Origin of the sequence: Streptomyces sp. MNU76 (assembly GCF_020982545.1) — a bacterium.
Taxonomy (GTDB): domain Bacteria; phylum Actinomycetota; class Actinomycetes; order Streptomycetales; family Streptomycetaceae; genus Streptomyces.
In genome coordinates, this window is the sequence record NZ_JAJKLK010000010.1 from 17,471 (window position 1) to 42,156 (window position 24,686).

At 71.4% G+C, this 24,686-nt stretch carries 25 protein-coding genes and 2 pseudogenes; 16 read left to right on the forward strand and 11 right to left on the reverse strand.

Translation table 11 applies throughout. The annotated features are described in order from the left end of the window. Positions 1-10: 10 nt before the first annotated feature. The 3 genes from E4N62_RS23975 (at position 11) to E4N62_RS23985 (ending at position 2,294) form a co-directional block, all read left to right on the forward strand. Entirely contained in the window at positions 11-451 is a 441-nt protein-coding gene (locus tag E4N62_RS23975) for an Rrf2 family transcriptional regulator (protein WP_230217574.1), read from the forward strand. A 146-nt stretch (positions 452-597) separates the two neighbouring features. Next, a complete protein-coding gene (locus E4N62_RS23980) occupies positions 598-1,803 on the forward strand; it encodes a globin domain-containing protein (protein ID WP_230217576.1) in 1,206 nt (401 codons plus the stop codon). Further along, the gene (locus tag E4N62_RS23985) at positions 1,800-2,294 is read left to right on the forward strand and encodes a group III truncated hemoglobin (protein WP_230217578.1); all 495 of its coding nucleotides are present in this window, start codon (positions 1,800-1,802) and stop codon (positions 2,292-2,294) included. Before E4N62_RS23980 ends, E4N62_RS23985 begins: the two co-directional genes overlap by 4 nt. 45 nt (positions 2,295-2,339) lie before the next feature. On the opposite strand, the gene E4N62_RS23990 is transcribed toward E4N62_RS23985, so the two are convergent. Continuing rightward, positions 2,340-2,879: a GNAT family N-acetyltransferase gene (locus E4N62_RS23990; protein WP_230217580.1), complete on the reverse strand. Its 540-nt coding sequence runs from the start codon at positions 2,877-2,879 to the stop codon at positions 2,340-2,342. Positions 2,880-3,086: 207 nt separating this feature from the next. Between E4N62_RS23990 and E4N62_RS23995 the strand changes: the two genes are divergently transcribed. Both E4N62_RS23995 and E4N62_RS24000 read left to right on the forward strand, forming a co-directional pair. Then, a complete protein-coding gene (locus E4N62_RS23995; RefSeq protein ID WP_230217833.1) occupies positions 3,087-3,989 on the forward strand; it encodes a UTP--glucose-1-phosphate uridylyltransferase in 903 nt (300 codons plus the stop codon). A gap of 139 nt (positions 3,990-4,128) precedes the next feature. Then, complete coding sequence (locus E4N62_RS24000) at positions 4,129-5,196, forward strand: glycoside hydrolase family 5 protein (RefSeq protein ID WP_230217582.1); 1,068 nt, start codon at positions 4,129-4,131, stop codon at positions 5,194-5,196. A 160-nt stretch (positions 5,197-5,356) separates the two neighbouring features. On the opposite strand, the gene E4N62_RS24005 is transcribed toward E4N62_RS24000, so the two are convergent. Together E4N62_RS24005 and E4N62_RS24010 are read right to left on the reverse strand one after the other, a co-directional pair. Further along, positions 5,357-6,955: an AMP-binding protein gene (locus E4N62_RS24005; protein ID WP_230217584.1), complete on the reverse strand. Its 1,599-nt coding sequence runs from the start codon at positions 6,953-6,955 to the stop codon at positions 5,357-5,359. Between the two features lie 147 nt (positions 6,956-7,102). Next, positions 7,103-8,434 carry a cytochrome P450 gene (locus E4N62_RS24010; protein ID WP_230217586.1) on the reverse strand — a complete coding sequence of 444 codons (1,332 nt, stop codon included), beginning with the start codon at positions 8,432-8,434 and terminating at the stop codon, positions 7,103-7,105. A gap of 197 nt (positions 8,435-8,631) precedes the next feature. On the opposite strand from E4N62_RS24010, the gene E4N62_RS24015 reads away from it, so the two are divergent. The 6 genes from E4N62_RS24015 (at position 8,632) to E4N62_RS24040 (ending at position 14,438) form a co-directional block, all read left to right on the forward strand. Continuing rightward, a complete protein-coding gene (locus E4N62_RS24015; RefSeq protein ID WP_230217588.1) occupies positions 8,632-9,879 on the forward strand; it encodes a DUF2993 domain-containing protein in 1,248 nt (415 codons plus the stop codon). Between the two features lie 136 nt (positions 9,880-10,015). After that, positions 10,016-11,047 (forward strand): glycoside hydrolase family 5 protein, encoded by a 1,032-nt coding sequence (locus tag E4N62_RS24020; RefSeq protein ID WP_230217591.1) that lies wholly within the window; start codon positions 10,016-10,018, stop codon positions 11,045-11,047. A gap of 184 nt (positions 11,048-11,231) precedes the next feature. Beyond that, positions 11,232-12,161, forward strand: a complete 930-nt coding sequence (locus E4N62_RS24025; protein WP_230217593.1) for a squalene/phytoene synthase family protein — start codon at positions 11,232-11,234, stop codon at positions 12,159-12,161. A 210-nt stretch (positions 12,162-12,371) separates the two neighbouring features. Further along, a complete protein-coding gene (locus E4N62_RS24030) occupies positions 12,372-13,301 on the forward strand; it encodes an ATP-binding cassette domain-containing protein (protein WP_230217595.1) in 930 nt (309 codons plus the stop codon). Then, the gene (locus E4N62_RS24035) at positions 13,301-14,131 is read left to right on the forward strand and encodes an ABC transporter permease (RefSeq protein ID WP_230217597.1); all 831 of its coding nucleotides are present in this window, start codon (positions 13,301-13,303) and stop codon (positions 14,129-14,131) included. Before E4N62_RS24030 ends, E4N62_RS24035 begins: the two co-directional genes overlap by 1 nt. A 73-nt stretch (positions 14,132-14,204) precedes the next feature. Beyond that, positions 14,205-14,438 (forward strand): hypothetical protein, encoded by a 234-nt coding sequence (locus E4N62_RS24040; protein WP_230217599.1) that lies wholly within the window; start codon positions 14,205-14,207, stop codon positions 14,436-14,438. On the opposite strand, the pseudogene E4N62_RS24045 reads toward E4N62_RS24040, so the two are convergent. From E4N62_RS24045 to E4N62_RS24060, 4 genes and pseudogenes are all read right to left on the reverse strand, one after another. Next, positions 14,398-14,493, reverse strand: a pseudogene (locus tag E4N62_RS24045) (DNA-binding response regulator); the annotation flags it as partial. The gene E4N62_RS24040 and the pseudogene E4N62_RS24045 sit on opposite strands and share 41 nt — an antisense overlap. Next, a pseudogene (locus E4N62_RS24050) lies at positions 14,469-14,708 on the reverse strand (GNAT family N-acetyltransferase); the annotation flags it as partial. The pseudogenes E4N62_RS24045 and E4N62_RS24050, both read right to left, overlap by 25 nt. A 110-nt stretch (positions 14,709-14,818) precedes the next feature. Further along, positions 14,819-16,249: a rifampin monooxygenase gene (gene rox, locus E4N62_RS24055; RefSeq protein WP_230217601.1), complete on the reverse strand. Its 1,431-nt coding sequence runs from the start codon at positions 16,247-16,249 to the stop codon at positions 14,819-14,821. A gap of 268 nt (positions 16,250-16,517) precedes the next feature. Continuing rightward, on the reverse strand, positions 16,518-16,751 hold the full coding sequence (locus tag E4N62_RS24060; RefSeq protein WP_230217603.1) for a hypothetical protein: 234 nt from the start codon (positions 16,749-16,751) through the stop codon (positions 16,518-16,520). Positions 16,752-16,935: 184 nt separating this feature from the next. Here E4N62_RS24060 and E4N62_RS24065 point away from each other — a divergent pair, with 184 nt between their 5' ends. The 3 genes from E4N62_RS24065 to E4N62_RS24075 all read left to right on the forward strand — a co-directional run bounded on the left by E4N62_RS24065 (position 16,936) and on the right by E4N62_RS24075 (position 20,533). Then, entirely contained in the window at positions 16,936-18,024 is a 1,089-nt protein-coding gene (locus E4N62_RS24065; protein WP_230217605.1) for a glutamate--cysteine ligase, read from the forward strand. A gap of 182 nt (positions 18,025-18,206) precedes the next feature. Beyond that, complete coding sequence (locus E4N62_RS24070) at positions 18,207-19,934, forward strand: SpoIIE family protein phosphatase (RefSeq protein WP_230217607.1); 1,728 nt, start codon at positions 18,207-18,209, stop codon at positions 19,932-19,934. A 164-nt stretch (positions 19,935-20,098) separates the two neighbouring features. Then, entirely contained in the window at positions 20,099-20,533 is a 435-nt protein-coding gene (locus tag E4N62_RS24075; protein WP_230217609.1) for an ATP-binding protein, read from the forward strand. A 50-nt stretch (positions 20,534-20,583) separates the two neighbouring features. Here E4N62_RS24075 and E4N62_RS24080 read toward each other — a convergent pair whose 3' ends face one another. From E4N62_RS24080 to E4N62_RS24090, 3 genes are read right to left on the reverse strand one after another with little or no spacing between them, the layout of a single operon-like run. Further along, positions 20,584-21,057: an ATP-binding protein gene (locus E4N62_RS24080; protein ID WP_230217611.1), complete on the reverse strand. Its 474-nt coding sequence runs from the start codon at positions 21,055-21,057 to the stop codon at positions 20,584-20,586. Between the two features lie 39 nt (positions 21,058-21,096). After that, entirely contained in the window at positions 21,097-21,399 is a 303-nt protein-coding gene (locus E4N62_RS24085; protein ID WP_230217613.1) for a DUF5133 domain-containing protein, read from the reverse strand. A gap of 21 nt (positions 21,400-21,420) precedes the next feature. Next, positions 21,421-22,260: a SigB/SigF/SigG family RNA polymerase sigma factor gene (locus tag E4N62_RS24090; protein ID WP_230217615.1), complete on the reverse strand. Its 840-nt coding sequence runs from the start codon at positions 22,258-22,260 to the stop codon at positions 21,421-21,423. Positions 22,261-22,643: 383 nt separating this feature from the next. On the opposite strand from E4N62_RS24090, the gene E4N62_RS24095 reads away from it, so the two are divergent. Further along, positions 22,644-23,471 carry an RNA polymerase sigma factor SigF gene (locus E4N62_RS24095; RefSeq protein WP_215452373.1) on the forward strand — a complete coding sequence of 276 codons (828 nt, stop codon included), beginning with the start codon at positions 22,644-22,646 and terminating at the stop codon, positions 23,469-23,471. 117 nt (positions 23,472-23,588) lie between these two features. Next, positions 23,589-23,993 (forward strand): STAS domain-containing protein, encoded by a 405-nt coding sequence (locus E4N62_RS24100; protein ID WP_230217617.1) that lies wholly within the window; start codon positions 23,589-23,591, stop codon positions 23,991-23,993. Positions 23,994-24,177: 184 nt separating this feature from the next. On the opposite strand, the gene E4N62_RS24105 is transcribed toward E4N62_RS24100, so the two are convergent. Further along, a complete protein-coding gene (locus E4N62_RS24105; RefSeq protein ID WP_230217620.1) occupies positions 24,178-24,651 on the reverse strand; it encodes a MarR family transcriptional regulator in 474 nt (157 codons plus the stop codon). Between the last annotated feature and the right edge of the window lie 35 nt (positions 24,652-24,686).

Below are 24,686 nucleotides of genomic sequence, written 5' to 3' on the forward strand. Positions count from 1 at the left end.
GGCTGCTGCCGTGAGGCTGACCAGATACACGGATCTCGCACTTCGGGCGGTGATGCGCCTGGCCGTCGTGGACAGCGAGGAGTTGCTGACCACGCGGCAGATCGCCGACTCCATGAACGTCCCCTACACGCACATGGCGAAGGCCATCGCACAGCTGCAGCACCTGGGGGTGATCGAGGCGCGGCGTGGCCGCAACGGCGGGTTGACCCTCACCGAGGCGGGCCGGAGCACGCACGTGGGGGATCTGGTCAGGACGCTGGAGGGCGACCGGGAAGCCGTGGTGTGCGAGGGCGACACTCCCTGTCCGCTCGCGGGCGCCTGCCGGCTGCGGCGAGCACTGCGACAGGCGCAGGACGCCTTCTACGCCTCACTGAACGGTGCGACCGTGGCCGATCTGGTGACGTCACCGACGGGGCCGGTCCTGCTGGCCCTCGGCGCTCCCCCGGGCTGACCGTTCCGCCGCTCGCGATCACGACCGTGACCGTCGAGCGGCTATCGCGACCAAAAATACGAGTCTCACATACCAATTCAACCGCAATGCCCATACGACTCGGTTCCCGTGACACCGAGTCGACCCTCGGTACAGGAGTGTGTCTGATGCTTTCCGCGCAGTCGGCCCCCGTCGTCCGTGCGACGCTTCCCGTGGTGGGAGCCTCGCTGACCACGATCACGGAAGTGTTCTATCGGCGGCTGTTCGAGGAACGACCGGAGCTGCTGCGGCATCTGTTCAACCGCGCCAACCAGGCTTCCGGCGCCCAGCGCGAGGCCCTGGCCGGTTCGGTGGCTGCCTTCGCGACCCTCCTGGTCGAACGGCCCGACGAGCGCCCCGACGCCGTCCTCGCGCGCATCGCCCACAAGCACGTCTCCCTCGGTGTGACCGCGGACCAGTACCCCTTGGTGGGACGTCACCTGCTCGGGGCGGTCGCCGAGGTTCTCGGTGACGCCGTCACCCCCGAGATCGGTGCCGCCTGGGACGAGGTCTACTGGCTGATGGCCAACGCCCTGATCGCCATCGAGGCCCGCCTGTACACCGAGGCGGGGGTGGCGGAGGGCGAGGTGTGGCGGTCCATGGAGATCGCCGAGCGCCGTCAGGAGTCCGCCGACGCCGTGTCCCTGGTCCTGCGTCGGCCCGACGGGCGTCCGACGCCCGCGTTCCGGCCCGGCCAGTACGTCAGCATCCGTGTGGAACTGCCCGACGGAGCCCGCCAGATCCGCCAGTACAGCCTGTCCACGGCCCCCGACCACAAGACCTGGCGCATCACGGTCAAGCGGGAGAGGGCGGTCGACGGCTCCGTGCCCGACGGCGAGGTCTCGTCCTGGCTGCACGCCCACGCCGAGGTGGGGGACGTCCTGGACGTGTCGCTGCCGGCCGGTGATCTCGTACTGCCGGAGGGCGACACCCCTCTCCTCCTCGCCTCCGCCGGCATCGGCATCACCCCGATGCTGTCGATGCTGGACCATCTCGCCCTCACCTCCTCCACGCGCCCCGTCACCGTCGTGCACGCCGACCGCTCGCCGCTCGACCATGTGCACCGTGACGAGCAGGCGGACCTCGTCAGCCGTCTGACCGGCGCCGACCTGCACCTGTGGTACGAGCAGGACGCCCACCGCTCCCCGGGCACCAACGTCTTCACCGGACGCGCGGCGCTCGACCACCTCACCCCGGACCCGGACACCACCGCCTACCTCTGCGGGCCGCTGCCCTTCATGCGCGCGGTGCGGGGCGAGTTGCTGGCCAAGGGGCTGCGTCCCGCCGCCGTTCACTACGAGGTGTTCGGCCCCGACCTCTGGCTCGGCAAGTGAACGGGGAGCGGCACCTTCCCGACATCCGCGACCGCCAGGACGTGGAGCGACTGGTCGGCGCGTTCTACGACGACGTCCTCGGCGATCCCCTGATAGGCCGGTTCTTCACGGAGGTGGCACGCGTCGACATGGCCGCCCATCTGCCCGTGATGGCCGACTTCTGGGAGAGCGCCCTGCTGTCCCCGGGCGTCTACCGCCGCAACGCCCTCCGGGCGCACCGCGCCCTGCACGACGAGAGCCCGCTGCGCGCCGAGCACTTCGACCGCTGGCTGGAGCTGTGGTCGGCGGTGGTGCGGCGGCGGCACGCGGGCCCGGTGTCCGAGCGTGCCGTCGCCAAGGCGCACGCGGTGGCCCGGGCCCTGCTGCACAACACGACGGGCGAGGGGCGGGCTGCTCGCCCGGACCCCGGTCCCGTCCTCGTCACCATCGAGTCGTCGGCCGGCCACCGACGCACGGACCCGGGTCGGCCCCGGCCGGGCGGCGAGGGGTGAGACGCGGGGTGCCTGCGCCCCGCCGTCGCACGCCCTCGGCAGCGCTCAGGGCGTGGTGTCCGGCTTCCAGTCCTGGGCGAGGAGCCCCAGCACGACCTCGTCCAGGAACTCGCCCATCACCCAGGCGGAGGAGCGCAGCACTCCCTCACGGAGGAAGCCGTTGCGCTCGGCGGCGCGCAGCATCGAGACGTTGTCCGACAACGTCTCGATCTGCAGCCGGTGCAGACCGCGCACGACAAACGCGTAGTGGCACAGCACCGCGACCGCGTCCGTGCCGTAGCCCCTGCCCCGGAAGGCGGGCAGCAGTCCCATCCCGATGTGCGCGGTCCGGTTGTGGGTGTCGATGCCCCAGAGCGCCGTGGAACCGACCAGGGTCCCGCCCTCCGCCTCGACCACGGAGAACTGGACACGCGTCTGCTCCTCGTCGTCCGCCATGAGCCGCGCGTCCCTGTCGGGGGCGATCGGCCGCCACGGCGCGGTATCGGTCCGGGAGGCGTAGACCACGTCGTTGTAGAGCTCGGTCCGCAGTATCGGAATGTCGTCCTCGTGCCGGGCCCTGAGCCCGACCTTGGCACCTCTCAGCATGCGAGCTTCCTACCGGGCGGGAAAAGCCGGCGGCAATCGATTTAGCGATCACCGCGGCGGTACGGCGGAGGTGCGTCGCCGATCGGGGACGGAGCGCGGGGGCCGGGAAGAGCCTGGGTAGGCTTGCTGCGAGGCCGCGCGACCGCGTGGTGCCCAGGCGCCGTCGTACCGACCGGTGCGCAGTGCCGCTCGACCAGGAGAGACATGATGTCCCCGACGATTCGCAGGGCTGTCATCCCCGCCGCCGGCCTCGGTTCCCGTCTGCTGCCCCTCACCAAGGCCATTCCGAAGGAGATGCTGCCGGTCGGCGACAAGCCGGTCGTCGAGCACACCGTGCGCGAACTGGTGGACTCGGGCATCACCGACATCACCATCGTGGTCTCCGGCGGCAAGAGCCTCATCCAGGACCACTTCCGGCCCAACCCCGCCCTCGTCGAGCAGCTCCGCGAGGACGGCAAGACGGCGTACGCCGACGCGGTCGAGGAGGTCGCGGAGCTGGCCCGTCAGGGCCACATCACCTATCTCGACCAGTACGGCCCGTACGGCAACGGCACGCCGGTGCTGAACGCAGCCCGCGCCTTCGGCGACGAACCGGTGCTCGTGCTCTGGCCCGACGACGTCTTCGTGGCCGAGGTCCCCCGCGCCCAGCAGCTCATCCGCGCCTACGAGCAGACCGGCTGCCCGGTGCTGGCCCTCCTGCCGATGGACCCGACCGAGTCCCAGCGCTACGGCGTGCCCATCGTCAAGGAGGACCTCGGCGACGGCCAGCTGCGCATCACCGGCCTGGTGGAGAAGCCCGAACCCGCCGCCGCGCCCTCGGCGTTCGCGGCCATCGGCGGCTATGTCGTCACACCCGGCATCATCGACGAGCTGCGCGAGCAGACCCGCCGCTGGTACGAGCACCGGACGGGCGAGGTCTACCTGACCGACGCCATCAACGCCTACGCCGCGACGCGCGCGGTGTACGGGCAGGTCATCAAGGGCCGCTGGTACGACACCGGCAACCCGGCCGACTACCTGGTCGCCCAGATGGCCTTCGCCTTGGCCCACCCGGAGTACGGGCCCGTCCTGCGCGGCCTGGTGACCGGCCTCGACGCCCCCTCCGAATAGCCTCACACCACCCTGACGGAGACCGTCCGCCCCGGAGATCACTCCGGGGCGGTTCCGCATCATCCCTTGCAAAGGTCCGGACCAACTGCTAATCCCTTTTCTGTTAGGAAAGTTTCCTACCAGTTGGCAGGAGTCCCCCATGAGACCGGCACGATCCGTTCTGCTCGTCGCCGCGCTGCTGCTCCTCGGCTTCGTCCTCACCCCCGCGACCGCGCAGTCCGCCCCCACCGCCCCCGGCACCCGCACGGCCCCGACGGCCCCGAGCGCGGCCGCGTCCACCCCCGTCGCCGCCAACGGGCAGCTCAGGGTCTGCGGCACCAAGCTCTGCAACCAGCAAGGAAAAACGATCCAGCTCCGCGGGATGAGTACCCATGGGCTGCAGTGGTACAGCCAGTGCGTCACCAGTGGCTCGCTCAACGCCCTCGCCACCGACTGGAAAGCGGACGTCCTGCGCGTCTCCATGTACATCCAGGAGGACGGGTACGAGACCGATCCGCGCCGCTTCACCGACCTGGTCCACTCGGCCGTCGAACAGGCCACGGCCCGTGGCATGTACGTCATCGTCGACTGGCACATGCTCGACCCGGGCGACCCGCACTACAACCTCGCCCGCGCCAAGACCTTCTTCTCCGAGATCGCACAGCGCCACCGCGACAAGAACAACCTGCTGTACGAGATAGCCAATGAGCCCAGCGGCGTGAGCTGGTCCCGCATCAAGAGCTACGCCGAGCAGCTCATCCCCGTCATCAGGGCCAAGGACCCGGACACCCCGATCCTGGTCGGCACCCGTGCCTGGTCCTCGCTCGGTGTGTCGGAGGGCGCGGACGAGTCCGAGGTGGTCGGCAACCCGGTGAACGCCGCCAACATCATGTACACCTTCCACTTCTACGCCTACTCGCACCGGGACGAGTACCTGCGGACCCTCTCCCGCGCGGCCGACCGCATCCCCGTCTTCGTCACCGAGTTCGGCACCCAGAACTACGCGGGCGAGGGCGCGAACGACTTCGCCATGTCGCAGCGCTACCTCGATCTCCTGGCGGCCAAGAAGATCAGCTGGGTCAACTGGAACTACTCCGACGACCAGCGCAGCGGCGCCGTCTTCAAGCAGGGCACCTGCACCGGCAACGGTCCGTGGACCGGCACGTCCTCCCTCAAGCCCGCGGGTGTCTGGATCCGTGAGCGCGTCAGGACACCGGACGACTTCTGACGGGTGACCAGGAGGACGGCGGGAGCCGCCCGACCGGCACCGTGCGCGCGGCCCACCGCGCGCACGGTGCCGACGGCTCCCGGCTCCCGGCTCCCGGCTCCCGGCTCCCGGCTCCCGGCTCCCGGCTCCCGGCTCCCGGCCGCAGGGTCCGGGAGCGTCCTCAGTCCACGCCTTCGACCAGGCGCCGGACGCCGGCCTTGTCCAGCTTCCCGGAGGCGTTCCTCGGGACGGCCGGCACGACGGTCAGGCGCTCGGGCAGCTTGTACCGGGCCAGCCGGTCCGCCGCGTAGGCGTGGACGGCCTCCAGGGTGATCTCCGCCGTACCGTCCACGCTCACGACGGCCTGCACGCTCTCGCCCCACTCTTCGTCGGGGACGCCGACCACGGCGACGTCCACAACCCCCGGCATGGCCGCCAGGACCCGCTCGACCTCGGCCGGGTAGATGTTCTCGCCGCCACTGATGATCATGTCCTTGAGCCGGTCGACGATGTACAGGCAGCCGTCCTCGTCCAGGTGGCCGATGTCGCCCGAGTGGAACCAGCCCTCCTCGTCGAAGGCGGCGCGGGTGGCCTCGGGGTCGTTCCAGTAGCCGGGGGTGACGTTGGGGCCGCGTACGACGATCTCCCCCGGTTCGCCCGGCCCCAGGGGGGCGTTGGTGGCCACGTCGACGACCCGGACCTCGGTGAACGACATGGGGATCCCCGCTGAACCGATCTTCTCCCGGGTGCGCTCCACAGGCAGATGTGTCGCGAACGGGGCGGTCTCGGTCAGGCCCCAGGCCTGCTGGAGCAGTACACCGTGCCGGGCGTAGAGCTCGATCAGCGAGGGTGGTACCGGGGCGCCCGCGACCACGATCGACCGCAGATGGCCGAGGTCCCGGTCGAACAGACCGGGTTCTCTCGCCAGCGCGGCGAACATCTGGGGGACGCCGAACATGGAGTTGACCCGGTGGGTGACCAGGTCGTCGAAACACGTCCGTGGGTCGAACCCGCGACTGACGACCACCGTGCCCCCGCGCACCAGGGTCCGGATCACGAAGCTGTTCAGGGTGCCGATGTGGAAGAGCGGGGCGGCGGCGTAGGTGACGTCGCCGCGGCGGGTGTCGAGTCGGAGGTCGACGTTCACGCCGTTCCACCAGACGTTTCCGTGGGTGAGCAGGACACCCTTGGGCGTGCCGGTGGTGCCGGAGGTGAACATCAGGATCGCCGGGTCGTCGGCGGACTTCGCGGCCACGGAGGTCGCGGGCGGGGATTCGGCGAGGAGACCCGCCCAGGACTCCCAGCCCGCCGCGCCGCCGGTCGGCGCCTCGGGGTCGTCGTCCACCAGGAGGAACCGAGCGAGGGCGGTCCGGTCGCGGATCTCGTCGACGCTCTCCCGGTGCCCCTCCTCGCAGACGAGGGCGGTGGCACCGCTGCGGACGAGGACGGCCTCCAACTCGGCCACCGCCAAGCGGAAGTTGACCGGGACGAAGACTGCCCCCAGCCGGTGGGCGGCCAGCAGGGTGACCAGGAAGGAACTGCTGTTGAGGCCGAGATGGGCGACCCGGTCCCCGTCGCCGACGCCGCCGTGGGCCAGCACGGTGGCCAGGCGGGCGGACCTGTCGTCGAGTTCGGCGTAGGTGAGGTCGCCGCCCGGATAGCGGATGACGACGCAGGCGCCCTGATGGAGGGCGTTGCGTGCGACGGCGGCGGCCGGGTTGAGGTCCACCCGCAGGCCCGAGTTGCGCGGGTGGGGTCTCGTCGCTTCAGGGGTGGTCACGAGCGGCTCCTCGTCAGGCGTCGGCCCGCCGCAGGCTACGCCGTCGACCCGGGCCACGGGCCGAGGCCGAGGGCGAGTCCGTGGCGAATTCGCGCATCAGGCCCCGACCAGCACGGCAACAGCGGGCACCCGCCGGTGGGCGTCTCCTCAGTCCCGTGGCGGTTTCAGGCTGACGGGAGTGGGGCCGTCGGGGCGGACGGTGATGCCGTGGACGGCCTTCGGCGGATCGGAGTGGAAGACCGGGAGGTGGGCCGGCAGCAGGTGCTCGAGGAGCACGGTCGACTCCCGCAGCGCGAACTGGAGACCGAGGCAGGCGCGGGGCCCGATACCGAAGGGGAAGTACGCGCCCGGGTGGGTGGGGCGGCCGCCCGGGGAGGTGAAGCGCCCCGGGTCGAAGCGCTCGGGGGCCGGCCACAGGGCGGGATCGCGATGGGTGAGGTAGGGACAGACCAGGAGGTCGGAGCCCGCTTCGACGGTGTGACCGCCGAGGACGTCGTCCTCGGCGGCATGGCGGGCCAGGATCCAGGCCGACGGGTAGAAGCGGAGCGCCTCATGGATCAGGGCCTGGACGGCCTGTCGGCGTTCCGGCGAGTCCTCGCCGCCGGCGGCGAGTGCCCGTTCCCGGGCTTCGGGGTGCCGGTCGAGGAGCAGGTACAGCCAGGTCAGCGTGGTGGCGGTCGTTTCGTGTCCGGCCGCCAGCAGGGTGACGAACTCGTCGCGGATCAGCTGGTCGGTGTACTCGGGGTGCTCGGTGGACGCATCGGTCAGCACGTGCAGCAGTCCCGGGCCGTGAGGGCCCGCCTCGCCGTCGCGGGCGGCGTCGATGGCGTGCCGGGCGACCGCGTCGATGCGTGCGAGGTCGGCGGCGACCGCCTCCCGGGCTTTGTCGGCGTCGGCGGGCAGGGCCGGCAGCGCGGCGCCCACGGCTTCCACGGCCTCCAGTTCGCGTTGGGTCTCGTCGTCGAGGGGGTGGCCGGTGAGGGAACGCCAGATGGTGTCCAGGGCGAACCGGCGCATCTCCTGGCCGAGATCGAAGGTCTGCCCCGTATGGGCGTACGCGTCCCAGCGTGCGGCGGTGGTACGGGCGGCGGCGGTGATGCGCTGTTCGTAGCGGCGCATCCCGGGGCCGGTGAACTGGGACTGCAGCAACCGGCGTTGCCGTTTCCACGCCGCGCCTTCGGCGGCCAGGAGGCCGTCGCCGATCAGCAGACGGGCGCGGTGCGAGCGTTTGACGTAGCGCTCCGGCCGCAGGACGAGGACGTGCCGGACCGCCTGCGGGTCGGTGACGAGGACAGTGGGCGTCGGCCCGAGGCGGAACGCCGCGACCCCGCCGAGCCGTTGCCGCACCAGCGTCAGCAGGTCGATCAGCTCACCGCCGTCCGACCGCCACCGGTCCACCAGCGCCGGTTCGGCCTCGGGGACGGGCGGTGCCGCTCCGGGCACATGCGGAAGAGAGCCGGGACCTGCTTCGGTGTCCATGTGTCTTCCCCTGCTCGACTGCTCGACTGCTCGCAGCACGGACTGTACGGGGAAGGGCACCTTCGGTGACAGTCGGTCAGCACCCGTTCGTGCCCACGGGGAACCGCCTCCACGGTCCCGCGTCGCGATCGTGAACTACATCGCATACCGGGGGTTCAGGTTGCGGGCGGGGGTGGTGGACATGTTCGGATGAGGCGATGCGCTCCCCCCGCCGCACAGATCCGCATCAGTTCCCCGACGGCCGCTCCGACGCGCCGCGCGACCCCTACGAGGAGCTCGGCGCCCTCGACGACGGCCCCCTGGAAGTGACCTCCCTGGAGGAGTTCTTCGACGAGGACACCACCGGACGCGGTGACGAGGAGGAGGAGCCGCAGTGGTCCCCGCCCGTGCACCGGCGGGGCGGACGGCGGCGCCGGGGACGGTTCGCCGGGCTGCCGCTCGCGGTGAAGGGGGTCGTGGGACTGGTGGTCCTCGCCGCCTTCGCCGGCCTCGCGGACCGGTGGGCGCTGCTGTACGCGGAGCACCGGGCCGCGGACGCCCTGAAGGACCGGCTGGACCTGGCCGCGGCTCCCGAGGTGGAGATCGGCGGCTTCCCCTTCCTCACCCAACTCGTCGACAAGCGGCTGGAGTCGGTACGGCTGACCGTGCCGGACGTCGCCGCCGACCGGGTGTCGTTGGCCAAGGTGTCGGCGACGGCCCATGACGTGCGACTGGACGCCGACGGCTTCGCCTCCGTGCGCGGCGCCCACGTCCCGCGGCTGGACGGCGACGTGCTGCTGTCCTTCGCCGATCTCAACCGCGAACTCGGCGCGTCCCAGGTGACGTTCACCGGCGAGGGCCGCGACCGGGTCCGGGCGCGGGGCACCCTGCCGGTCGCCGGGCGTGATCTGCGGCTGCGGGCCGAGGCCACGATCCAGCGGCAGGGTGAGCGGGGCATCGCCACGGAGATCGGCGGTATGCGCCTGGACATCGGGGACCTGGCCACGTTCCGCCCCGGCACACGGGCCTCGGAGGGTCTGCATCTGACCCCGAAGGCCTCCGCCGACCTCGCGCGGGAGACCCGCAGGGCGAAGGCGCTGCTGTCGGTGCCGGCGATCGTACGGCGGCTGGGGATGTCGGACGCCACGGCCCGCGCCGCCCTCGCCGACGAGGGCAAGCTCACCGAACTGACCGGGTCACCGCGTTTCGCCCGCCAGGCCCAGAACCTCAACCTCATCGACCTGGCCCTGGACAACCCAAGCGTGCTGCGCCGTCTCGGCCTCGATCCCGACCTCCTCGACGCCCTGTCCCGGCTCACCCGGCCCGCGCTCGCCGACCGGCTGTCCCTCTCCTTCCAACTGCCGGAGCCGGAGCGGGGGAACGTGCGGCTGCGCGACGTACGCGTGGAGGAGGACGGCATCCGGGTCCGGCTCACCGGGTCGCAACTGGCCTTCGGCGGCCAGTGATTCAGTGGTTCTTGATGAAATTTGGTGTGCAGATGTGTTGACCTCTGTTCGAGATCTCTTCTACGTTGCGGGAGCCACTGAGCCGCCGACCTGCACAGCCGGGTTTCGCGGACGCAACTGTCCAGAAAGGGATCTGGTGCCACGAAAGAACCATCGCGGGACAGCCTGCCTCGCGGCATCGCTGGCCGGCATCACGGCATTCGGCGGAGTCCTCGCCTCCCCCGCGTCCGCCTCCTCCCGTCACGCCTCACCGCCGCCGGTCAGTGACTTCCGCGGCGTCAACTGGGCCGACCCGCGCGACAACTTCGCCGACGACGCGGTCGTCCCCTCGGGCCTGTCCACCCGCGACAACTACGGCACCACGTACGCCAAGTCCCGGGCGATCATCGGGGGCTTCGCCAAGCTCGGCGCCAACACGGTCCGTCTGCCGGTCAACCCCACCTCCGTGAACGGCCCCTTCTGGAAGTCGTACCGGGCCGCGATCGACGCCGCCACCGCCAAGGGCTTCAAGGTCATCCTGGGCTACTGGGAGGCCGACAACGCCAAGGACGGCAAGATCGACGACCAGGCCGCCTGGGACCGTATGTGGGCGCGCATCGCCTCCGCGTACGGCCGCAACGGCAAGGTGTACTTCGAGCCGATGAACGAGCCGTTCGGCTACACCTCCGAGGAGTGGCGCGACGTCGCCGCGCGCTGGCTGGTCACGCACCGCGCCGTCCCCCGCGACCGGGTCCTCATCGGCGGCTTCAAGTACAGCGAGGACGTCAAGCCGATCTGCGCCGACGGCCGGCTGAACGGCACCCGGATCGCCCTGCACAACTACGGCTTCTGGCACACCGACTGGACCAGCGTCGACCAGTGGAAGGCGGACTTCAAGGAGCGCATCGGCACCTGTGCCTCGCGCACCATCCTCGACGAGTTCGGCGCCTCCATGACCACCGGCCTCGACTACAACGGCCCGGTCAACGGCTCCAACGAGGTCGCCTACATCCAGGCCGCGACCGACATCATCCGGGAGCTGGGCCTCGGTTCGGTCTACTGGCCCGGTCTGCGCAACGGTGACACCTACTCCCTCACCACCCTCCAGGGCACCGGCACCCGCCTCAGCCTGAAGGTCAACAACCAGAGCGGCCTGGACCGGCTGCACTGGGCCTGGAAGCAGAAGTAACGGCAGCACGCCCGGCGCACGGCGCACAGCGCACCCCGGGGAGCCGCCGCGACATCGATGTCCGGCGGCTCCCTCGTCTCGCCACGGCGGAGCGCGGACGAGTGCTGGTCGCCGTGCGCTACGGCCGACGCCTCTCTCGCCTCGTCTCCAGCGACAGCGTCACGGTGTTCTCTACGATCAACGCATGCGTGTGTGGAAGCGGAGTCTGGACGCGGCGGGCATCCGGGAGCCGGGGTTGCGGAAGGACTACGGCGAACAGCGGGACCTGGTGGCGCGTGCCCGGCGCACCTCGTATCTCGCGGCTCGACTGCTGCTGCCACGGCGGATGTTGCCCCACGCCGTGGCGGCGACGGCCGTGATGCACCACGGCGACAATCTGCTGGACACCGGCCCGAAGCCGCAGCGCGTCGCGGCGTGGGCGTCGTGGGAGCAGGATGTGCGCAAGGCGCTGGACACCGGGACGAGCGACGATCCGCTGATCCGCGCGCTGCTGCACACCACGGCGGAGTATCCGCGGCTGCGGGGGACGATCGAGGAGTATCTGTCCACCGCCACCACCGACCTGGAGTTCACCGGCTTCGCCACGGAGGCGGACTACCAGGCCTACGTGGACGCCTATTCGCTGCCCGCGTTCATGCTGGTCGCGTCACTGCTGGGCCCGGAGGCCGACGACGGGCGGTTCCGGGCGGCGTGCCGGACGCTCATGGAGGGCAGCCAGCGGCTGGACTTCGTCAACGACCTGGCCGAGGACCTGCCGGAAGGACGTCTCGGCATCCCGGCCGAGACGCTGGCACGCTTCTCGGTCACGGTCGAGGACCTCGCTGCGGGCCGGCAGTCGGCGGGCGTACGGGAGTTGGTGCAGGACCAGGTCGAGGCGGCCCGTGTCTGCCTGCGCACCGCCGCCGGACTGCCGGCGCTCGGGGAAGGGCCCGGCGGAGTGCTCCTGGACGCGGTCGTCAGGATCGAGCTGCTGACCGCCGACGCGGCGTCCGCCCGTGGTGCCCGGCTTTCGCGTGGGTCCGCGTCCCCACCGGTGGCGGGCACCCTGCGGGTGCTGCTGGGCGCCCGCCGACAGGCCCGCGAAGTGCGTGGCGGCGACGCATCCGGCACCTGAGGCGCAGCTGAGGCACACCGCTCCCGCCGCCGTCGGTCGCCGGCCCGGTACGTACGAGGTATGACGTGCCGGTGGTACCCCGGTACCAGTGGAGAGCCGAAGTGTCCCCCGCGGTCCCAGGGGCACGGTCGGCCGCGCTCGTAGGTTCGGAGGCAGAGGCCGCGGACGGAATCACGGCCCCTTCCGAAGCGAGCAGGAAGGTCCACTGCCATGATCGAAGCGCGTGAGCTGACGAAGCGGTACGGGGACAGGACGGTGGTCGGCCGACTGAGCTTCACCGTCAAGGCCGGTGAGGTGACCGGATTCCTGGGACCCAACGGCGCGGGCAAGTCCACGACCATGCGCATGATCATCGGACTGGACTCCCCCACCGGGGGCACGGTCACCGTCAACGGACGGTCCTACGCCCGGCACGCGGCGCCGCTGCACGAGATCGGGTCGCTGCTGGAGGCCAAGTCGGTCCATCCCGGCCGGACGGCGGTCAACCATCTGATGGCGCTGGCCCACACGCATGGCATCGGGCGCGGCCGGGTGGACGAGGTGATCGAGCTGGCCGGCCTGACCAGTGTGGCGGGCAAGCGGGTGGGGGCCTTCTCGCTCGGCATGGGGCAGCGGCTCGGGATCGCCGCCGCCCTGCTCGGCGACCCGGCGGTGGTCATGCTCGACGAGCCGGTCAACGGCCTCGACCCGGAGGGCGTGCTGTGGGTGCGCACCCTCTTGCGCCGACTCGCCGACGAGGGACGGGCCGTGATGCTCTCCTCGCACCTGATGAGCGAGACCGCGCTGATCGCCGACCATCTGGTGATCATCGGGCGGGGGCGGCTCCTCACTGACACCACCGTGGACGACTTCGTGCGGGACGCGGGCGGCGGAGGCGTGAAGGTCGCCACCTCCGAGCCGTTGAAGCTGCGCTCGCTGCTGGCCGGCCCGGACGTCACGATCAGCTCCTCCACCAGCGAGGAGTTGCTCGTCTCCGGCCTCGACGCCCGCGAGATCGGGGCGCTCGCCGCCCAGCACGGGGTGCCCCTGCACGAACTCACCCCGCAGGCCGTCTCGTTGGAGGAGGCCTTCATGCAACTCACCGCCGACGCCGTCGAATACCAGAGCGCTCCCGCCGAGCCCGCGCGAAAGGCCGCCTGATGACCGCCACCGATCTGTCCGTGGTCCCGGCCCGTACACGGGTGCACAAGGTGACCGGCCGCCGGGTGCTGCGCTCGGAGTGGGCCAAGTTCTGGTCGCTGCGCTCCAGTTGGATCACCCTCGGGGTGGCCCTGGTGCTGCTGATCCTCTTCGGGGCGATCGCCGGCTACACCTACAGTCCCGGTGTCGTCGACGACGGTCCCCCCGGGCAGCCCTCCGGAGCGGGCGACGCGGTCTCCCTGGCGCTGACCGGGGTGACCTTCGCATCGTTGGCGGTGGGCGTCCTCGGGGTGCTGCTGTCGGCGGGCGAGTACAGCACCGGCATGATCCGCTCCACGCTCACCGCGGTCCCGCGCCGGCTGCCGGTGCTGTGGGCGAAGGGCGCCGTGATCGGGGTGATCGCGCTCGTCCTCGGCACCGTCGGCGCGCTGACCGCGTTCCAGCTGGGCGTTCCCGGCCTGGACGGCGAGAAGATCTCGCTCTCGCTGGGCGACGACGGCGTACTGCGCGCCCTGGCCGACGCCGGTGTCTACCTCGGCCTGGTCGCCGTGGCCGGGGTGACCCTGGGGGTGCTGCTGCGGTCCTCCGCCGGAGCCATCGCCGCCCTGGTCGGCATCCTGCTCATCCTCCCCGGGCTCGCCACGCTGCTGCCGGACTCCTGGTACGACACGATCACCCCTTACCTCCCCAGCAACGCGGGATCGGCGATCTACGCGCTCACCGGGTCCGCCGATGCCCTCTCACCGGGGCAGGGGCTCGCGGTCTTCGCCGGCTGGGTGGCGCTGGCCCTCGCCGGGGCGGCCCACCGACTGGTCCGCCGGGACGCCTGACCTGCCGGGGACCGGCACCCACGCCCCCGCGAGGGCGGACGCCCACCGCAGAGAACCGAGGACAATGAGGACCATGAGTCCGCACCGCGCGACACCCGCCGGGGAGACCACCCCGGGGACCGCGATCCCGCCGTCCCCGGGGTTCGACGCCGCCTGGCACCCGGTCCTGGGCCGGATGCTGCACGGTCGGCGCCGGCGGCAGCTGCTGGACCGGCGGCACCCCTGGCTGCTCGACACGGCGACGCCGACCGCACAGGGCGATGCGGCTACGGCTTCGCCCGCACCAGGCCCGCGTCGTAGGCCATGATCACGGCCTGGACGCGGTCCCGGGCACCGATCTTGGCGAGGACACGGCCGACGTGATGTAGCCGACCGCTCGCCCGCCGCCGTCGTCGAGGACGAAGGCCGACTCCGGTTCCAGGTGGGTGTACGGGGTGGCGAAGGCCGCCGGGAAGACGTCGGGGTCCGCGTGGACGGGACGGCTGTCGCCGCCGTTGTGGGCGGTGCGGACGCAGATGTCGTGGACGGCGTCGAGGTCCTCGGGCCTGTACGGGCGGACTGCGGGAGACGGGGTCATCGCAGCATCCTGCGCGGTGTCGCCCGCCCCCACAACCGCCCGAGCGACAGCGTCTCTTGACGCCACGCATGCTTCCCCGTGCGCCGTGGCCCGCTCGGCCGACCGCCTCCTCAGCGCGTGTTCGCCGCCCCGAACCACCGGGCAAGCACGTCGAGCAGGTCCCGCTGGTCCTCGCCGGCCCACGCCACGTGGCCGTCGGGTCGCAGGAGGACCGCGGGCGCCTCCAGATCCTCGGCGGAGTCGACCACGTGGTCGACGCGGTCCGCCCAGCCCTCCGCCGAGAGCGTGCCGCCGGGGTCGAGCAGCAGACCGCGGCCGTCGTGCATCAGCTCGTACAGCCGCCCGTGCTTCAGCCGCAGGTCCCGCATCCGGCGGCCGAGCAGTTCGTGACCGTCGCCGAGGTCGTAGCGGACGTCGACCCCGGTGATCATCCCGGTCACGTACCGGTTGACCTCCTCGAAGTCCATCAGCTTCGACAGCAGCTCCCGCAGCGCGGTCGGCCCCGGCGCGGACCCCAGCAGGGTCATCTGCGCCCGGGTGTTGACCAGCACACGGGCGGCGACCGGGTGCCGCTCGGCGTGGTAGGTGTCCAACAACCCCTCCGGCGCCCAGCCGTTGACCTCGGCGGCCAGCTTCCACCCCAGGTTGAAGGCGTCCTGCACACCGAGGTTGAGCCCCTGGCCGCCGGTGGGCGGATGGATGTGCGCCGCGTCGCCGGCCAGCAGCACCCGGCCGACCCGGTAGCGCTCGGCCTGCCGGGTGGCGTCGCCGAACCGGGAGAGCCAGCGCGGTGAGTGGACACCGAAGTCGGTGCCCGCGAAGTCCCGCAGCCGCTGCTTGAACTCGTCCAGGGTGGGCGGGGTCGTACGGTCCTCGGACACCCCGTCGGCAGGTACCAGCACGCGGTAGGCGCCGTTCTCCAGCGGAGCGAGGCCGAACCGCAGTTCGGTCCTGCGCACCTTCTCGACGACCTCGGTGATCGTCGCCGGGTCCTCGGTCGCCCCCATCTCGCCCAGCAAGGTCTCGACCGTGGCGGGCTCGCCGGGGAAGCCGACGCCGAGCAGCCTGCGCACCATGCTGCGGCCCCCGTCGCAGCCGACGAGGTAGCGGGCGCGCAGCCGGGTGCCGTCGGCCAGTTCCGCGGTCACCCCGTCCTCGTCCTGGTCGAGCCCCACCAGTTCGCGGCCGCGCCGGAGGTCGGTGCCGAGTTCCAGCGCGCGTTCCTGAAGGATGCGCTCGGTGACCGGCTGCGGGGTGGCGACGCCGTACGCGTGTGCCGTGTCCAGGCTCTCCGGCCAGGGCTTCATGATGCCGCCGAAGAGTCCGCCGACCCGGAACTTCTCACTGACCGCGAGGAACCTCTCCAGCAGGCCGCGCTGGTCCATCACCTCGACACTGCGCGCGTGCAGGCCCTGTCCCCGGGACTCGCCGGTCGGCGCCGTCAGCCGCTCCAGCACGACCGTCTCCACGTCGGCCAGCCGCAGTTCGCTCGCCAGCATCAACCCGGTCGGTCCGCCCCCGACGACGATGACGTCGATCATCCCAACCCCCATGTGCGCAGATGTGCCGTCGTTTCTCGCTTCGGTCGGCGATTCTGCGGCACGGGGAGGGTCTTGCCGCAAGCCCCCCGGTGCGCTATACGTTGAGACAGGCAAGGAGGACTGGACCTCCTTGCCTTTGTCGTTCTCCTCCGGTTCTCCGGCATCGCCCTCCGGTTCGCGTGAGGGCCCGGGGCGTGCCCACAATGGCGCTGTGCCGGGAACGGAGCGTGCGATGTTCTCCCGGACCGCACGCGGCCCGGGAGCACCGTCAGTCGCTCAGCCGACGCCGCAGGAGTTCCTTGCCGAGGTCGGCGCCCTTGCGGCTGTCGGCCTGTGCCTTGCGGAACAGCTCGACGACCTCGGTGTCCTTCTCCCGCTCCGCGTCCTGGATGTACGACTCGAGGCGCAGCGCGTTGCTCAGGCATGCCTCCACGTACCAGATCAGGTTGTAGTCCTTGTCGGCGGTCCCGGTCACGGCGCCCGTCTCGGCGGTGCTGGTCACGTTCTCCTCCTCCGTTTCATGGACACGGGGCCCGCACCCGTCCGGCGCGGCTCCCGAGGCGCCGCCCGGGTACCCGGGCCGCCGCCGCGTACACGGCCCCGGCCCGCGAGCCGTGCGGTGAGGTGTCCCGGTGGCGTCCGAGGGCACACGGCTCTCACCACCTAGGGCAGAAGGGCCGGATGACGTGCGTACCGTCGGTGTCGAAGAGGAACTCCTGCTGGTCGATCCGGAGACCGGCGAGCCGCAGGCGCGAGCCGCGGCGGTGCTCGCGCGGGTCGCGCTGGAGGGCACGGGCCAGGACGTGTTCGAGAAGGAGCTGCACGACGAGCAGGTGGAGTTCGCGACCCACCCGCAGTCGTCGATGGCCGATCTGGGGGCGGAGATCGTCCGCTGCCGCAAGGACGCGGCCCGACATGCCGAGGGGCTCGGCAGCGCGGTCGTGGCGCTGGCGACGTCGCCGCTGCCGGTGAGTCCGACGATCACCGTGAACAGCCGGTACCGCTGGATGGCCCGCGAGTTCGGCCTGCACACGCAGGTGCAGCTGGTCTGCGGCTGCCATGTGCATGTGTCCGTCGAGTCCGACGACGAGGGTGTGGCGGTCCTGGATCGGATGCGGCCGTGGTTGTCCGTGCTGAGGGCCCTGAGCGCGAACTCCCCCTTTTGGCAGGGTCACGACAGTCGGTACGCGAGCTATCGCAGCCAGGTCTGGGACATGTGGCCGATGGCCGGGCCGACCGACGTCTTCGGCTCGGCGGAGCGGTACCACCAGTGCGTCACGGACCTGATCGCGACGGGGGTCGTCCGCGACGAGGGCATGATCTACTTCGACGCGCGGCTGTCCCGGCGGTACCCGACCGTCGAGATCCGGGTCGCGGACGTCTGTCTCCACCCCGACACCGCGGTCCTCGTCGCCGCCCTCGCCCGGGGGCTCGTGGAGACCTCCGCCCGTGAGTGGCGGGCCGGTGCGGAGCCGCTCGGGCACAGCGCGGGGCTGCTGCGGCTGGCCACCTGGCGGGCCGCCCGCTCCGGGATCTCCGAGAACCTCCTGGATCCCGTCACGATGCGGCCCCGGCCCGCCGTCGAGGTGATCCGCTCGCTGCTCGACCACGTCGCGGACGCCCTCGCCGACCACGGCGACGCCGACCTGGCCCGGGACGCCGTCGCCGAGCTGACGCGACGCGGCAACGGAGCCCGGGTGCAGCGCGAGGTGATGGCCCGGACGGGCAGCCTGCGCGAGGTCGTCGCGGCCTGCGTACGGCACACCCAGGCCTGACTCCCTGCGGCCCCGTCCGTTCCGGCGGCGCCCGGAGCGCGCCGACCCGTTCCCACCTGCGGTCGAGCACCTCGTGCGCGTAGGTCGTCGAGGACGGGGTAGTGCGTGCAGCACATGCGGCGGAACCGTCCGCCGACGTCTACGACCGTCCGGTTCGCGGCCGGAGCCGGAGGAGCCCGAACATGAGCGCGTGGAGCCCGGATCACACCGAGCGGCGGCCGCCGGGTCCGGCGGTGCGCTCAGCGGCCGGGCTGCCCGATCTCGTGGACGCCGGTATGTACGCGGTGGACGACAACGGCCTCGTCGTCACGGTGAATCCCCGGGCCGAGGAACTGCTCCGCCGCCCGTCCGACGGACTCGTCGGACGGGACGCCCACGAACTGCTGCACCGGGACCGGCTCGGGCACACGATGCCGCGGGCGACCTGCACGATGATGCAGGCTTTCCTCAGTGGCCGCACCGGCCGCGGGGACCGGGAGTGGTTCCTGCGCGGCGACGGCACACTGCTGCCGGTCACGTGGCTGGTCACCCCGTGCCGGCTCGACGGGGCCGCGACCGGCGCGGTGGTGCTCTTCCACGAGGGCGCCCCGGAGAGCGACGTCGTCCCGGACGGCGAGCCGCCGACGCTGTCACAGCTGGACCGGCTGGCGCTGCTCGCCGAGACGACGACCCGGCTGAGCTCGACCCTGGACGCCGAGGAGGCGGTCGCCCGCCTGGTGCGGCTGGTGGTGCCGCGGCTGGCGGACTGGGCCGTCGTGGACCTGATCACCGAGAGCGACGACGTCTGGCGGTCCACGGTGGCGACCCACCGCGACGGCGTGGTGGTGCGGCGCGAGGAGTTGGAGGGCCCGCTCCCGCCGGTGCACGAGGAGTCGCTCATGCCGCTGTCCCGGGCGCTGCGCGGGGCGGCGTCGACCCTGGCCGGGCCGGAGACCTACCAGGGGCCGGCGGACTCGGGGATCACGGTCGCCCAGCAGAGGCTGTTCAAGGAGGCGGGGCTGCGCTCGGCGGCCATCGCGCCCATCCGGGGGCCGCGCGCCGTGCTCGGCGCTCTCACGCTCGGTCTGAGCGAGCGGCCGGGAGCCTTCACCGACACCGAACTGTCCCTGCTGGACGACATCGCCCGCCGGGCGGGGCTGGCGCTGGAGAACGCGCGCCTGTACCAGCGGCAGCGGCACATCGCGGAGACCATGCAGCGCCATCTGCTGCCCCAGATGCCGGAGGTGCCGGGGCTGCGGATGGCCGCCCGCTACGAGTCGGCGTCGAAGTCCTCCCAGGTCGGCGGCGACTGGTACGACGTGTTCACGCTGGCCGACGGGTCCACGGCGGTGGCGATCGGGGACGTGGTGGGACACAACATAGACGCGGCGGCCGGGATGGCCCAGGTCCGCAACATGCTCCGGGCCTACGCGTGGGCGCTGGAGGAGCCGCCGAGCCTGATCGTGGAGCGGCTGGACCGGGCCGTGGTGAACGTGACCGAGGCGTCCATGGCGACGCTGATCTTCGGCAGGGTCGTACGGGACGACGACGCGTGGGCCCTGCGGTGGAGCAACGCGGGGCACCCGCCGCCGCTGCTGATCACCCACGACGGCAGGTCCCGGTTCCTGGACGAGGAGCACGACCATCTGCTGGGTACGGGGCTGACCCGGGCACGCACCGACACGCTCACCCCGCTGCCGCCGAAGTCCACGCTGGTGCTGTACACGGACGGTCTGATCGAATCCCCCGGGCACACGCTCGACCGGGGCCTGGCCCGGCTGCGCCAGCACGCGGCGGCTCTCGTCCACCGGCCCCTGCACGTCTTCTGCGACCTTCTGCTGGAGCGCGCGCGCCCTGTCGACAACGACGACGACGTCGCCCTGCTGGTCTTCCGGACACCGGCCGAGGACGGTGGGGCGGGTGACCGGTAGAACGCCGACGCGGGCCGGGGGCTCCGGAAGGCCACGGTCTTCCCCAAGGCCCCACACATCCCTACGCTTTCGCACGCGTAGCAGCTCTCCGCACGGGAAACACGAGCGTCGGAGGGGAACGCGCCATCGCGTCCGCCTCAAGCAGCCGAGCCGGGGACGACGAGATGACAACAGAGCCACGTAGGGACGACAAACTGCCTGCCGAGGAGATTTACGACAGCCACGCCGCCTTCGACGGAGAACTCGGCGACGTGACGGGGGCGCGTACGGCCGCGGAGGGGTTCCTGGGCGTCCTCTCGCGCACGTCGCCGCCGGCCGCTGTCGAGCACTGGGACGACATCCTGCTGGTGGTCACGGAACTGGCCGCCAACGCGGTGCAGTACGCCCCCGGGCGGTTCGAGCTGACGATGCGGCGCACCCTCGACGGGGTGCATGTGACGCTGGGGGACACGAGCACGACGTCGCCCGCGCCGCGCCCCTTCAGCCCCAGCCAGGGCGGCGGCGGAATCGGCTGGTACCTGATCCAGACGCTGTGCGAGGAGGTGAGCGTGGTGGTGCACGACCACGGCAAGGACGTCCACGTCTTCCTGCCGTGGTGAAGGCCTCGGGGTCGGCCCCGGCGACGGGCCGGTGAAAGTCGCGCGAGGCCTCAGGTCAGCGGCACCAGCACGCTGATGGTCTTGCCGCCGGACGCGCGGCGCTCGACGTCGACCCTGCTGGAGAGGCGGTTGATCAGCGGCCAGCCGTAGCCGTTGCCCTCGTGGGCGCGGGGCAGCACGCCGGGCCCGTGGAGACCCACGGGCACGGCGGCGCTGTAGTCACGGACGCTGAGCCGCACACCCTCAGGCGTGAGGGCGACGTCGAACCCGGCGATCCCGCCGCCGTGCCGGACCGCGTTGGTGACCAGCTCGGAGACGACGAGAATGAGATCGATCATCGACTGCTCGGTCGGTGGTCCCGCCGGGGAACGCCACCGCTCCCCCACGAACGCCCGTACGTGACGGCGGGCGGCCGCGGCGGTGGTGATCGCGATCGGCGGCCGCGGCGGCCGGCCGTCGGGCCCTGCCGCTTCCGCGGGAGCGGGGTCGTGGTGCACGAGCGGGCGGCGTTCCATCGATGTCATGGCAGGTACGGGGTCGACGACTCGGGACAGTTGGGTCCATCACTGTTCATGAAGCGCCGCATACCCGCTCCCGCCCGGACCATGGCTGCCGAGATCTCCCGGGAGTGTCGTCCCGGTCCCGCACAGCTCCGCGGTCTCGGTCGCCTGCGCGGCGGCGAGCTGCGTGCGTGCCGCGTCCAGGGCCCGGCGGACGTCGCGGGTGCCCGTGGACACGCACAACATGTACGCCAGGTCCTGCGCGCGGCGAGCGCTCTGCGGATCGCCTCGCTCGCCCTCGTGGGCGACGACCGACTCGTACTCCTCGACGAGCCGGCGCAGGGTCGCGGGGTGGGGCATCAGCATCTGTGTCGCTCCTGGGGGTTGTCAGACGGTGGGCGTGGTGCGGCCGAGGGCCTCTTCGCGGACGCGCGCGCAGCTGCGGCTGATGAGGCGGGAGACGTGCATCTGGGAGATGCCGAGACGGTCGGCGATGCGGTTCTGGGTCATGTCCTCGAAGAAGCGCATGTAGAGGATGGCCCGCTCGCGTTCGGGCAGCCGGCGCAGCCCCTCCTTCACCGACTCGCGGTCCACGACGGTGTCGTACGCCGTGTCGGGGGCGCCGAGGGTGTCGGCGAGGCTGTAGCCGTCGTCGCCGGAGGCCATCTCGGCGTCCAGGGAGAGCGCGCTGAAGCTGTCGAGCGCCTCCATCCCGGCGTGGACGTCTTCCTCGGTGAGCCCGGCGAGGGCGGCGATGTCGGCGACGGAGGGCTCGGCGGCACCGCCGGAGGTCTGGCTGAGTTCACGCCGCGCCACGCGCACCTTGTTGCGGAGGTCCTGCACCCGCCGGGGGACGCGCAGCGTCCACATCCGGTCGCGGAAGTGCCGCTTGATCTCTCCGGTGATGGTGGGCACGGCGTAGCTCTCGAACGCCCCCCGGTCGGGCTCGTAGCGGTCGACCGCCTTGACCAGGCCCATCGCGGCGACCTGGCGCAGGTCCTCCAGCGACTCGCCGCGGTTGCGAAAACGGCCGGCGATGCGGTGGGCCATGGGCAGCCAGACCCGGACGAGTTCGTCCCGGACGTGGTCGCGTTCGGGTCCCTCGTCCATCGTCGCGAGCCGGGCGAACGCGGTGGCGGTGTCGGGGGCGTCGTCGTGCGTCCTCCTGTCGGGGGTGCCGGGACGAACGGAGGTGCCTGAGCCGTTTGCGGACACATTGACCAGCATGGGAAATCGCTCCTGAACGACGCTTTCAGGGACTTCGCGGCGGGGAACGGTGGCGGGCGACCGAGGCCCGTGCGCGGAACACCGCTTCCGCCGGCGCGCCTCCCGTACGGAGGCGTGGAACTCCGATTGCCCCGCGACCCGGCAGACAAACAACGGTCCACGCATTCTTGGTGACGGATCGCCAGACCCGGTGAGGCGTGCCACTCGGGTCGGCGGCGACTTCTGGCCAGAGTGGGGAGCGACACGGTCCCTTTGCCGAACGAGGGGGACTGAGATGCGCTTCGCGGGGCAAGCGTGGGATGGCAACAAGGCTTCGGGCGAGAGGGGTGGACAGCATGGCAGCCGTGACGGCAGGTACTACGGCCACGGCACGGGGGAGGGTCATGACGGACGGGGTCGACCTGCCCCTGATCGAGGACCCGTCCCAGGTACGGCCGAAGGACGCGCGGGAGATGTCCCGGCAGTTCTTCGACCGCCTGGCCATGTTGGACGAGGGCACGCACACCTACCAATACGTACGCAACACGCTCATCGAGATGAATCTCTCGCTCGTGCGGTACGCGGCCTCGCGCTTCCGTGGGCGCGAGGACTCGCTGGAGGACATCGTCCAGGTCGGGACCATCGGGCTGATCAAGGCCATCGACCGGTTCGAGCTGTCCCGGGAGGTGGAGTTCACCACCTTCGCCGTGCCGTACATCGTCGGCGAGATCAAGCGGTTCTTCCGGGACACCAGCTGGGCGGTGCATGTGCCGCGGCGGTTGCAGGAGGCGCGGGTGGAGCTGGCCCGCGCGACGGACGAGTTGCAGTCCCGGCTGGGCCGGATGCCGACGACGCGTGAGCTGTCGGAGCTGATGTCGCTGTCCGAGGAGGAGGTCATCGAGGCACGCAAGGCGTCCAACGGCTACAACACCTCCTCGCTCGACGCGGCGCTCACCTCCGACGGCGGCGAGGACAGTGACACCGTGCTGGGGGACCTCATCGGCGAGGAGGACCATTCCCTGCAGCTCGTCGAGGACTTCCACTCGCTGGCGCCGCTGATCGCCGAACTCGACGACCGTGAGCGGCGGATCCTGCATCTGCGGTTCGTGGAGGAGCAGACCCAGTCACAGATCGCCGAGCAGCTCGGGGTGTCGCAGATGCATGTGTCCCGGCTGATCAGCCGCATCATCAAGCGGCTGCGCGCGGGGTTGCTGGAACCCGGAGTCGCCTGATCGGGGGCCGTGTACCCGCACGATTCGCGGGTATGCGCACGGGCGCATCGCCGGGCGATGCGTCGAATCCGTGAATCGGGGCAACCGTCCCGATCGGTCCACGCCTTGGAGGTTCTCGTGTCCGTTGCCCACAACCCCCTGTCGATCAAGGTCGACCTGCCCCGCGACGACGCCGTGCTGCTCACCATCGAGGGGGAACTGGACATCGACACGGCGACCGAGCTGCAGCATCATCTGGCGAACCAACTGCGGCACGGTCGACGGCACTTCCTGCTGGACGTGTCGGCCGTCCCCTTCATGGACTCATCCGGTATGAACATCATTCTGCGCACGTATCAAGAGGTGCGCCAAATCCCGGGTGGGGTGTATGTGATCGCCCCGGCTCCGGCGGTGCGACGCATACTCGATCTCACCGGTGTCAGCCTCACCGTGTCCACGGTGGACAGCGTGGACGAGGCGCTGGCCGCCGTGGACTCCGGACAGGTCGCCCCGCATCCGGACGAGCCGCCGGCTCAGGAATGAAACCGCTGCCCGTCAACGCGCCGACGGGCAGCACCGCTTGGCATCTCCGTCGGCGCGGCGGCACACACCCATGGCCAATGGTTGTCGTTTGACAACTATGGCCGGAAGGCAACAGAGTGAGCCGAGGGCCGAGAGTGGGAAGGGTTGGGATGAGGCTGTCGAACCGGGACCGGGTCGGCGGCGGTCAGGCGCTCCGTGCGTCGGTGGCGTCGCCCTCGTGGATCTGTGCCGCCGCGGCGTCGCAGAACGCCTCCAGCCCCTCCACCAGAGCGGTCCGCTTCGCGGTCGGCATCTGCTCCAGCACGGACCGCAGGGCGCGTTCGCGCCGTGCGCGCAGGTCCACGAGGTACGAGCGCCCGCGCCGGCTCAGCCGCAGACACAGCTCGCGCCTGCTGGCGGTACTGGCGTGCCGCTCGACGAAGCCCACCGCCTCCAGCCGGTCGCACAGCCGGCTGGTGGAGGGCGGCGTCGAGCCGAGGGCTTCGGCGAGCATCCGCAGGTTGATGCCGTCGTTGTGCTCCAGGATGAACAGCACGCGGAGCTGCGAGGCGGACACGGGTGCCGTCGAGGCGCGTCCCCACACGACCTCCAGCAGCTCTGCCGCCTCGGAGGTCACACGCGCCACCTCGTCCGGCCGCGGATGGGAGGAGGAAGTCACGCACCCACTCTTCCAGGCATCTCGAACACTGTCAG